Origin of the sequence: uncultured Lamprocystis sp. (genome assembly GCF_903933125.1) — a bacterium.
Taxonomy (GTDB): Bacteria; Pseudomonadota; Gammaproteobacteria; order Chromatiales; family Chromatiaceae; genus Thiodictyon.
The window spans coordinates 1-11,582 of record NZ_CAIZIZ010000404.1; the positions used below are offsets into that span (position 1 = coordinate 1).

Consider the following 11,582-nt stretch of genomic DNA (forward strand, 5'->3'; position numbering starts at 1 on the left):
ACAGATTTTTTCTTAATCGCTACGCGGATGCCGTCTTAACGACCGCTCCGCCGTGGCTGGGGCAGCGCCAAACCGCTGCGATGAACGTGGGCACGATAGCTTAAATTCGGGGGAAAACTGTCCTGGACATCGGGTCCACTAAACCCACCCGTTTCGATCCCGCCCAGCATTTTTTCGCTAAAAAAAAGATGCTCGGCCCGAAGTAGCTAGCGGCGAACATCTGTTGCATCGGTTTTTCTAGCGCCAGCATGATGCGAAGAGGCATGAGTTTTTTCAGCGCAGCGCTTCGAAGATTGGAAACCGACAAGGTACGCTCCACCCTGAGTCCAGCGTGACTCAATTGTTCGATCACTGTCACAGGGTTGTGATTTACGAACGGCATTTCATCTGCGCGCCGGTTTTCGGCTGAACGGATATCAACTGGAGTAATCGGTAAACTTTTTATTTTGAATAGGTGCTTTAGGCGATTGAGGGCATGGGTGTAGTTTGCAACTTCAATAACCACACAACCGTCATCACTCAACACGCGGGCTATCTCAAAAAATTCGGCGATTGGGGCCGGCAAATGATGCAGGACCCGTATCATGGTCAGCAAGTCTATGGAGCCGCTTTGCAACTTCAGGTTGTCGGCCTGGAGCAATCTGCATTCAATCTGCGGGTGGTCTTTCAGGAAGTCTCTGGCGAACTCAAGTTGCTTCCGACTGGGATCAGCCAGGGTCACCCGGTCCGCGTAGGCATCGAGAACAACGCATAAGCGCCCATATCCGCCACCGACGTCCAATGCATGCTTGAAGCGTTTTCCATGTAATAATCGCTTGAGCGCCAACACTTCGGCAGCATGCTCATAATCGCGTCCCTCCCAGTACTGCGGATAGTTATGTTGGGGGTCATTATAGTGGTCGGCCTTATTTACCAATTGTTTATTGACGCTCATCTTTAATAAATCTTATTGCATGGCTGAGATCGCTTAGGCACAGGTTGCCTGACTGATACTGCGAGCCAGAAAAAGGCTAATGGGTGCACCAGAAAACCTTTTCCAGCCGATTCGTTTGGACTCGATTTATGACGACACGAGCTGGCGCTTAATCAGGTCATGAAATCGCCCCTGGCTTTCCATCAACTCGCTATAGGTGCCCGATTCGACAATGCGACCGGCGTCAAGGAAGAGAATGCGCTCGGCATTCTGTATGGTGGACAACCGATGGGCGATGACAACACGGGTGACACGCAGCCGGTCGAGTGCAGCCGAGACGATATGTTGCGTTTCGTTATCCAACGCTGATGTGGCCTCGTCCATCAGCAGGATAGTGGGGTCGCCGGCCAGGGCGCGGGCGATGGACAGGCGCTGCTTCTGGCCTCCGGACAGGGTTATCTCGCCCTCGCCTATCGCCGTATGCATCCCCAGCGGCATCGCTTGGATGTCATCGGCGAGGCCGGCCATGCGAGCGGCTTCCCAGGCATCCTCCAGGCTCATATTCTTGAAACCCACAATATTGGAGAAAATGTCGCCGGGAAGCAGCCCCGTCTCTTGGAGGACGACGCCCAGATTACGCTGACGCAGCTTAAATAGATCCAGATCCTTAAGGTCCTGGTCATCGTAACGCACGGAGCCCGAGGTAGGTGTTTCGAACCCGAGCAGGAGCCGCAAGATGGTCGACTTGCCCGATCCAGATGGACCAACCAGAGCGACGAATTCCCCTGGTTTGATCTCCAGGTTGACCCCCTGAAGAATATTTTGGCCATCGGGCGCGTAGCTGAAATGAACCTCGGCAAGTTCGATTTTGCCCTTGAGCCGTCCCGGGTCGACCTTGGCGCCAGATTGCTCGGGCAAGGTCTCAATGATCGGCCTTAATCTGTTATAGACGGGGACAACTGACGAGAGAGCCACCGCAGCTGTAGTGATAGACAACAGGGCGGTTTGCAGCGCGGTGTAGGCGGCCAGAAAGGCCATAAATGACCCCGTCTCGACCATGGGGCCTGCAGGACCTGCCGCTACAAAAAAGAGCGCCATCATGGAGGCAATCGGAAATATTAAATTGAATACCAATAGGGCGCTCTGTTCTTGGCCGGCACGCAGCATCTGTATTTGCTGTTTGGCAAACGCTGAGGCCCAGAGGCCGAAGACCTGGTCCTCCGACCCGGACATGCGAATCTTGGCTATCCCGGTAAAGACTTGGACCAGCATGCTGCTAATTCGCCCCTGTAATACGAAATAGACCCTCCAACTCTTAATCTGCCGCAGATTGATGGCCACCGCGGCCAAAGCGCCGAACATTAGTATGACCGTCGCAGGCCGCGCAAGTTGCGGACTGAAAACGAAGAGCATGGCCAGATTCGATGCCGCAAAGATACCGGTGAGAACGGAGTAAAGAAAGGAGCTGGCCAGCTGTTTTCGAATGACCATGAGCCCATCGGCCTTTTCAGCTAATTCCCCGGGCCCTTGACTGCGATGGAAGCTCGTGGGCAAACGGATCATACGATCCCATATGGCTGGTTCGAGGAGGAAATCCATTCGTCCTCCCAGGCGCTGGACTGTTGAGATACGGGCTAAACTTAGGATGAACACGGAAATAGCCACAACCACCAGGATGGCCACCACTTCACCAATGAGCACCCGATTAGCCGTAGGGATGGCATCCGAGAAGATGGCCTGGATTCCGAGGGGCGGTATTACCGCGAGGAGTGCAATGGCGAAACCGCTGTAGAGAAAAAACAAGAAATCCCGTCGCGAGCCCAGGGCAGCGTAGCGAAACAAATCAAGGACGCCAAGTGGTTTCTCTGGGAAAGGTCGATAAAAAGACACTGCGTTCAGTGCGATACGTCGCGCCGTCGCCGTGGAGACGCGAATGCACATCCGGGCCGCCGGGTCATGAGCCAGGTAACGCCCAGGCTTAGGCTGCAGCAGGGCGATCGGTCGGAGTCTTCCCAGCCCATCAGTTGGTGCCTCGTCGCGCAGGAAGCCCAGAAGTGGGCCGCCGTCCTGGAGCCACCAGTGCTCCCTAAGAGCGACTGGCCGATGTCTGATACCCCAAGCGGCGGCGATGTCCTCGACGCGTTCGTCACCTCGCAAATCGATGGCTGGGATCTCGACGCCGACAGCTCGTGCCACCAGGGCACATGCAGCAGCCAAAGGATGGTCGTCGCCCGAGCCGAGACCTATCCGTCCTGTGTTCAATACCCCGCCGAGCCGTTCCAAACCAATAGCCCGCGACCGATGGGCAGCTTGAGTCTTGACGCGAATAGAATTTAAGACATCGACATCCGCCAACCGCAACTCTACTTCCAGACAACGAAAGAACAGGTCGGCAAATTGGCTGAGCGCAGCCTGCGGATCATGGCTAGCGAGAACGCTCCTGGTGTCGAGCACCCGGACGCGCAATGGTCTTTCAGACTCGTAAGTATCGACCCAAGTCTGAGCCGTGAGGACGCCGAAGGGGGTAAGACCGGGCGGACTTATTTCCTCCAGACCCAGGTACAGCAGTGCGCCGGCCGAGGCGTGTTCCTCTTCGCCCTGCGACAGATCCAACCGTAGCCACCAGACACCCAGGGTAGGGCGCAGGACCCTGGTCCCCCGGAGATCGATGAGTTGGCCAGATTCAAGTTCGCGCCGAATGCTTGGCTTGGGCGCGATATCCCGCGTCAGACCGGCACAGAGCCCAAGCAGAAACCGATCGATAAGTTCTGCAGCGGCCTCCTGTTGGCGCGCGGCATCCAGTCCTTGCGGCCTAAAGAGCAATTCCCTATCAACTAGGGCAACCCGGGTTCCGGGCACGCCGACGACCTGCAGCGCCAGCCCCGAGTCGCTCAGACCCAGACTAACAATCAGGTCGCCCGCACTGAGGGTGCATAAATGTCGGCGCGCGCCGGCCGGTCTACCCTCGCGAATCCGAACCGTATACACATCCGCTCGGCCCTCCAAAATCGACCATGCCAGGCTCGGCTCCAAGAGAAGCAGCGGGGTCTTTCCGCTCAAACAGGCGGTCTCGGCAGAGCGGGGCATCCAAGAGACATGGGACGGGTTGTCAATCACGACCTGATTCAGCTCAACAATAATCGAGAGTAATGACCGCCTGCCGCCATCAACTCCTCATGGGACCCGCGCTCGACAATCGCGCCTCGATCCATGACGATGATCTCGTCCGCATCTCTAATGGTGGAGAGTCGGTGTGCAACGATCAGGCAAGTCACTCCGCGCCGGCGTATGCAGGCGTCGATACGTGCCTCGGTTTCAGCGTCCAGGGCGGAAGTAGCCTCGTCCAGGATGATGATGGAGGGATTGGTCGTCAAGGCTCGCGCAATCTCCAGGCGCTGCCGCTGTCCGCCGCTGAAGTTTGCGCCTCCGATCAGGACATCGCCATGGTAGGCCCTTGCCCGACCCGAGATGACTGAGTGGATATCAGCATCCTTGGCCGCCTGGACCACGTCCTTGTCGGGGATGCTCGGATTCCATAGGGTCAGGTTATCTCGTATACTGCCCTCAAAGAAAAATATATCCTGGTTCACGAAGGCGACCGATCTCGCAAAGACCGCGTGGGGGATTTCGGAGCGAGGAATGTTGTCGAACAGGATTTCGCCGCTCCAGGGCCGGTAGAGTTGTGCGATCAGTCGGACCACGGTCGATTTACCGGAACCGGAGCCACCCACCAGCGCCACCCGCGACCCCGGAGCAACCTTCAGCGAAAAATTCCGAATCAGCGGCAATTCCGTTTGCGGGTAACCGAAGGTGATATCCCTCAGTTCGAAGTCCCCAGAAAGCTGAATGCCGACCCCTGGCAGGACGAGGGTGTCCGCTCGGGAGTCCTGAAAGAGCGGGTCTGCCGGATGTTGCATCACATCGTCGATTTGTTCGAGATAGCCACCAAGCGTCAGAAATCTGGAGCTCGACTCCACGAGCTGTTGCACCGGTGCGGTAAAGAGGATCAAGAGTGCCTGAAAACCCGCCAGCATACCGATCGTCATACTCCCATCCATCACGCGCAGCGCGCCCACACCCAAGACGACCGCCATCGATAGACTGGTCAACAGAACAGGAATCTGCGCGAGAGTCAACTGCCACAGGGCATAGTGCTGCCCGATATTCTTAGAATAAGCCGTCAAACCAGCCCAGCGCGCAAAGAAGTCCGCCTCGCGAGCGGAGGCCTTGAGAGTCTCGATGATCTGCAGTCCGTGGATACCGGCGGCACGGGCCTTGCCGAACTCTTGCACGAAACGCTTGAACAGCACCTGGCTCTTGTGTGCGGCGAACTTCAGCACGACGAGGTTGAGTAGGGCGATGGAGATGCCCAGGAGTGTCAGGACTGTATCGTATTTCAGCATCACCAGGGCATAGAACCCGATGGTAACCAGGTTGATATAGGTAGCGGTGAGATCTTCGACGATGATTGTGGAAATGCTCTCGAGATACTGGCCGCGTATTCCCACTTCTCCGCCATGGTAGCGTGTGAAAAAGGCATAGGGCAGGCGTAAAGCTCGGGTGATGAATCTTGCGCTACCGGTGATCGAGCTTTTCAGGATCTGGCGAAGGAAGACCCGGCGCTGAAGAAAACTCAACATCGCCATGATCCACAGTGATCCGCCCATGGTCAGGAGCAGCGGCTTAAGCCAGTCGGGTCGCTGCGGACTGAGGATGTTATCGATAAAGATCCGGGTAAAGCCGGGCTGGGCCACGCTCGGAATGGCCAGCAGCAGCCCCGCGACCATGCCAAAGCCGATGGCCGAAGACATCCCGACCATCCAGGGCCGAATAGCACGAGCAACGCCCGACCGCTTCCCGTCGCGTTGGAAGTGGAATCCAGTGAACAGCCCAATCGACCTGACGGCGAAGCGCTGTTTAAAGCGCGCAGTCAGAGACGTAGCGCCGCCCTCCTGGCTGTATGTCTGCCGATTGATGGCGGTTTTAAGGCGGCGCCAGCGCATCTCAATGTCCGTGACCAGGTTCGCCTGCGGCCACCGGACCAGTCCCGTGCCCCTGGAAAAGCCGGGTGAGGTAGGGAATGATTAGATCAATAGGAGTCTGGGTGCGCGTAATCACCTTAACGACGCACTGGGTGCCGGATTCGATGGGTGTCGGTGGTCCTAACCCCGATGACCAGCGGTAGCCGGATGGGTTTTCCGGAGCCTCTTGGAGGCTGACCGTAATCATGACGGGCGCGCCTTGGTGAGTAAGCATATCCACTAGCTCCTGGTTATCCAATACTCGCATCATACCCTGGGGCGAGGCGGGGTAGCGGGATACCGACTCAACCTGGCCCAACATCACGCCAAATTCGTCTTCCGAGACGCTCTCCGGGATCACCTGGACCGACATTTTCGGCCGGATGCTGGTGCCCTGGAAGGGAGGAACGTAGGCCACCGCCAGGGGGTTTCCCCGACGCATCTTGGTATCTTTCGCATCTGAGGTTGCTTCCGGGTCCCGCTCGCGATGATTCAGCTCCATCGTGGCTACCGAGTCCCCTACCCTCAGCACGTCACCGCGATTGCGATGTATTTCAACAATCACCCCGCTATGAATGCTCCTCACCTCGGAAAAGGTGTTGAGTCGCTCCTTTAGCGACTGAGCCCGCTCCTCTACTGGCACCATTGTCTTCATCAAGTCTAGGATTTTTTGCTCCAATGCTGTATCAGTCTTGTGGCGCATGAGGTCTAGATTTAACAATTGCTGCCGATCCTTCAGAAGCTGGATCTCAGCCTGGCGGAGCTCGCCCTTCCATTTCTCCAAGTCCAGCCTGGAGACCGTACCGCGGATGCGCAGATCCTTATAGAATTCGACCAATTCGCGTGTCTCCTTGACGTGCTCGGAACCCATACGGATCGACTCTTCCAGAGTCCGCTGCTGTTGGTCGACGTACTGGTACTCGAGATTCGCCCTCGTCTTTTCTTCGGATTCAATAAAGGCGCGTTCCTGCTTGAGCTTGGCCAATAGGCTCTGCTCCTCGCGCAGATCCGCCTCGATCTCCGGCTGAGCCAGTCTGGCCACAACCGTGCCCGGGCTCACCGCTTGACCTTCCGTGACCGCCATTTCGAGGATTTGCCCAGGAGATACGGTCACGATATTGAAGAGCGCACCGCTTTCGATGAGGATGCCCTGACCCGCGATTTTAGTCGACACGCTACCGATGAAACCCCACGAGACCGCGCCGGCAAGCAGCAGGCAGACAGTGAGCAGCCCGAGCCAGGACCTAGAGGAAACCACATACATGACATGGTCCAACTCCTCCACCGAACTGAGCGGGTCGTACGCTTCAGCTGTATGCGCGTGTTCAGCCAACATCACCTCTGCCCCGATTTCGCATAGTGTAAGGGTATTGGGTGACTGGCGACTGATGGGCCAACTCTAACGCCTCCCTCACGGCATCAAATTCATTCCATGGATACACCTCGCCTGCGGAGACCAAGGATTTCTCATGCCCTTTTCCCGCAATGATGACTGTATCCCCAGCCGCGGCCAGTCCGATCGCAAACCGAATGCCTGCCCTCCGATCGGGTATACACCAATAATCAACTCCATCCCGGCGCCCCGCCTTCTTACAACCTGACGCCAACTGTCCCATAATAATCCCGACATCTTCCTCGCACCAATAATTGTCGGCGGTTATCACTACCTTGTCGGCAAACATCCCGGCGATCTCGCCCATAATAGCTCGCTTCGATTTGTCTCGGCGCCCGTATTCTCCAGTCAGCAGGATGACGCGGTTTGTTGTCAGGCATCGTGCAAAGTGCAAGACCCTTTTCAGCGCGTTTGGGGTATGGGCGTAGTCGACATAGATGCCAAAGTTCCGATTACAATCGACTCTCTCTAACCGCGCGGTCACCCGCTTGATAGATGCAATACCACGCGCCATATCTTCTAAACTGATACCCTGAGTGTAGCAGGCAGCCATGGCGGCGAGGGCGTTTTCGACATGATAATCTCCGAGCAGGGCGATCTCCACATCGATCGGTCCTTGCGGCGTCTCCGCCTTGAAGTGCGTGCCGAGTGCAGATTGAGATAAATGAACAGCAGTGAAGTCGGCCATGCGGGATAAACCATAGGTCACCGTGACATCTGCCCTGATACCATCGAGATGTGTGAACGCGGGATCATCTCGGTTGAGGACGCTCACCTTGAGTGCATTCCGCTTACGCTGCGAATTCTCTAACAAACCATGGAACAATTGCGCCTTGGCATCGCGATAAGCTTCCTTGGTTCCGTGGTAATCGAAATGATCGTGTGTGATATTGGTCATCACCGCCACATCAAAGTCGCAACTCAGCACGCGGCCTTGATCGAGACCTTGGGACGATGCCTCCAAAATGGCATAGGCATCCCCCCTCTCGACCATCCGCGCGAGGTATTTTTGCAGTTCAAAGGGGCGGGGAGTAGTGAAATTGCGACCGATATCGTAAACCTCGTTACCTATGTGAGCACCAAGCGAAGTCACCATACTAGATTGGTAACCGGCCGCCGTCAGGATGCCACGGATGAAGGTCGCGGTCGTGGTCTTACCGTCCGTTCCAGTGACGCCGATCACCCGCAAATTGTGGGCGGGAAAACCACAAAAAGCCGCGGCTAAAGTCGCCAGGGCGACTCGGGAATTTCGCGTAACAATATAGGGAACCGAATCGGCTGGCGCGCTATCCATTCGCTCTGCAATCACCGCGGCGGCCCCATTCGCGACGGCCTGCTCGATATGGTAATGCCCATCGGTTGTTCGGCCGACAACTGCGACAAAGAGATCTCCTGGTTTGACTTCCCTTGAATCGTCTGTAATGCTACTAATGTCCGGGTCGAGAAGCCCAGGTAGCATCGTCTCGATTTCAGATAGGGCACCGATCAGTTTGGATAATCTCATGATTGCCTCAGCGTCAGTCGGCGTTACGATAATTCTTCCTGTAGCATAGGTGCAGACGGAAGACACTTGGAAATTTACGCCACGGATCAAGTTGAAGCGGCAGTCCGTCGCAGCCAGATTCCCCCCGTCGGGAATGAACCATTCAGCGTCAGGGGCATCCTCTCGCTGAGCCATTCGCGATGAGTGGTCTTCAGGTAATCGGTGAACAACTCGATGCGGTAGCCACTGCTGAACTGCAACAGTGCGCGAACGGCATAGGCCTCGTTCACCGAGCACCCGGTGACGAGCCAACTCTCCGGGTATTCGAACGGATAAAACACATCGTGGATATGAATGTAAACCCCATCCACCAGGCGCGGAAAGACCTCGTCGAGCAGGTGCTGGACGTCGGAGCCGGCCTTGATGACATGGCTGCTGTCGACGAAGAGGATGTCCCCCTTGCCGAGTTCCGCGAATAAGGAGAGCGGCACGTCCTGCACCGGAGCGGTGACAATCCGCCCGCGCAGGTCGGCCTCCGTAGCTAACTCCAGCAACCGTAACGGATCAGGATCGATAAAGGTGAAGTGCGTCGTACCACCCAGGAATAACCCGTCGACATCGAGCGCAAGCGCACTGCTGTAGCCCGAGCCCACCTCGATCACGCGCCGCGGCCTCAGGTACCGGAGCATGAGGGCATAGAAGACCGCATCGGCGTAGGTGAACCAGGTGTTGTTGTAGTAAAAGCGGTGACGGCCTGGCTCAGCTGCGAACGGAAGGTCGTTATAGAAGGGTAACAGTAAATCAAGCAATTTAAGCTGCTCGGACGTGCGTAGCTCGATGCCCGTCAGTGTGCGCCCATAGTGCCCCGCGCGGCGCAGCGCTCTAGCAACATCCGCTGCCGAAGGAATGGGTGAGTAGATATGGCCTGGCGGAACGTGCAGTTGGTCACTCATGACGGACATTGTTCTTGGTGGAGGTAGATTGAGCGAACAGATGTCGCAACGGCAATTGGCCGGCTAGCACCAAGGGTAATCGATGCCGCCAAGAATCGGTTCCGGTGTGGATGCGATTTGCCCAAGAGTGCGGCAGCGCATACCAGAGGACAGCGAGTATCTCGGAGAAAAAGCGCACTCGATATGTTCGACGATGGCACGTCTCGGGGGTCTCTGCCGGGGCCGAGACATTGATCGTCACGCCCTGTCTGCGGGCCTCGTCCTGAATCCGACAGGCATGGAACGCAGAGGAAACAGCGATGATGGGGCTCAGATGTCCACCCCCGACGATCCGGCGCACTGCGCTGATCGTTTGACGGGTACTCCCCCCCGGACGACAAGGCTTTACGGCATCTTCCGGAACGCCAAGCTCGAGCAGATAAGCAGTCATGCTTTCGACCTCGTCGAGTGCCTTGTCCACTCCACCACTGACGAGGATCAGGGGCGCCGCGCCTCGGCGCCAGAGTTCCCAGGCGTGGTCCAAGCGTGCTCGCAATTCAGCCGATGGTCCATTAGGTGTCGTCTTCGCTCCGAACACCAGCAAGGCTGGCCGAGATCCGGAAGGTGCGCCTGAGATCCATTGATGTGGTATCCAGCGGACAGCGCAGCGCTCGGCGCGCCGGACGCGCCAAGCGGCGATAACAATGACAGCCAGAGGGATTCCAAAAATCGATCCAGGGAAAGCGAGGCCACCGGCCGCCACCCCGGATAAGCCGAGCACCCACAACAGGGTTACGCCCCCTAATCCTTGTATCACATCCACCTTTAACCCTCCACGGCGCTAGATGTTCGTTGAACGGCGAGCCCCCAAGCTTGCAGAACATGACGAGTACATATTCCCATCGCATATCCAGTTATAAGTGTATCATGCTGCTGCTCTGTCAGGAAAGCCGCCCAAACCCTACCCTCCACACACTCAAGAAGGGCGACGTCGTGTGCGACACCGGTAAGGCTACCCGTTTTGTGGAGAATCTGGACATCCAGATCGTTCGCACCCAGCGGAATACGGGAGTTGCGAATCGAGCGCCGCAGGGCGTTGGCCGTACACGGATATCTGGCACTATCCGCCGCGGCCCGGAGCATCCCTACCGCTTCGCGACACGTGGTTTCGCCGACCAGGGATCCAGCATCGTCCGCCATCGCCGCCTCGATCTTCGTCTGCCGACAACCGATAGCATCCAAGGTTTCCGCAACCGACTGACTTCCAACCGTTCTAAGTAGCCAACGGGCACAGGGACCGTCGCTGGCACTGATCGCAATGCCGATGATCTCGCGGGGAGACAGGCGATGATCTGAATCGAGTCGTTCGAGGATGCTCGGTGCGTCGGCATCACGGAGCAGTAGGTCGATTGGAATGCTTCCTGATGAGTCGATGTGGCCCGCCGTCATAGCGGCCTCGGCAGCCATGGCCAGGGGCAGTTTTAACAGGCTAGCAGCGGGGCGCATTTCATCTTCTGCAACACCGCTAGCCCAGTGGGTTTGAGGAAGTTCTATCTCAAAATAAGACGAGCGGCCGGCCTCGCAGGCGTACGCCATGAATGCACGCAGCGTTTCACTTATGCAAAGATTGCTCATAAGCAGAAAGGTCCACAGGTTGGTGTCATATCTAAAGCTGATTGGGATCTTAGGCGATGTCTGTTACTCGACTTTGGCCATTTCAGGCCGTCGAGGCCAGTTGATCCAGCAAGCGTTCCCAGTCCCGCTGGGAAATAACGAGGGCGTCCGGGTCTGCGGTTGAGTTGACGAAATTCGCCGCCGCCCAACTGGTGCGGCGCACCAG

General features: G+C 57.0%; 8 protein-coding genes. All 8 read right to left on the reverse strand.

The annotated features are described in order from the left end of the window. Nucleotides 1-100: 100 nt before the first annotated feature. On the reverse strand, nt 101-934 hold the full coding sequence (locus QZY03_RS21305) for a class I SAM-dependent methyltransferase (protein ID WP_295584383.1): 834 nt from the start codon (nt 932-934) through the stop codon (nt 101-103). Nucleotides 935-1,060: 126 nt separating this feature from the next. After that, nucleotides 1,061-3,973 carry an NHLP bacteriocin export ABC transporter permease/ATPase subunit gene (locus QZY03_RS21310; RefSeq protein ID WP_295584385.1) on the reverse strand — a complete coding sequence of 971 codons (2,913 nt, stop codon included), beginning with the start codon at nt 3,971-3,973 and terminating at the stop codon, nt 1,061-1,063. Nucleotides 3,974-4,038: 65 nt separating this feature from the next. Then, nucleotides 4,039-5,916 (reverse strand): ATP-binding cassette domain-containing protein, encoded by a 1,878-nt coding sequence (locus tag QZY03_RS21315; protein ID WP_295584387.1) that lies wholly within the window; start codon nt 5,914-5,916, stop codon nt 4,039-4,041. Nucleotide 5,917: 1 nt separating this feature from the next. Beyond that, nucleotides 5,918-7,270 (reverse strand): NHLP bacteriocin system secretion protein, encoded by a 1,353-nt coding sequence (locus QZY03_RS21320; protein WP_295584388.1) that lies wholly within the window; start codon nt 7,268-7,270, stop codon nt 5,918-5,920. Then, complete coding sequence (locus QZY03_RS21325; protein ID WP_295584390.1) at nt 7,260-8,831, reverse strand: UDP-N-acetylmuramoyl-L-alanyl-D-glutamate--2,6-diaminopimelate ligase; 1,572 nt, start codon at nt 8,829-8,831, stop codon at nt 7,260-7,262. The genes QZY03_RS21320 and QZY03_RS21325 overlap by 11 nt, the downstream gene beginning before the upstream one ends. Before the next feature lie 86 nt (nt 8,832-8,917). Next, nucleotides 8,918-9,763, reverse strand: a complete 846-nt coding sequence (locus QZY03_RS21330) for a class I SAM-dependent methyltransferase (RefSeq protein WP_295584392.1) — start codon at nt 9,761-9,763, stop codon at nt 8,918-8,920. Then, entirely contained in the window at nt 9,756-10,565 is an 810-nt protein-coding gene (locus tag QZY03_RS32215; protein ID WP_366935555.1) for a YdcF family protein, read from the reverse strand. Before QZY03_RS32215 ends, QZY03_RS21330 begins: the two co-directional genes overlap by 8 nt. A 2-nt stretch (nt 10,566-10,567) precedes the next feature. Continuing rightward, entirely contained in the window at nt 10,568-11,377 is an 810-nt protein-coding gene (locus tag QZY03_RS21335; protein WP_295584394.1) for a serine hydrolase, read from the reverse strand. Nucleotides 11,378-11,582 lie beyond the last annotated feature (205 nt).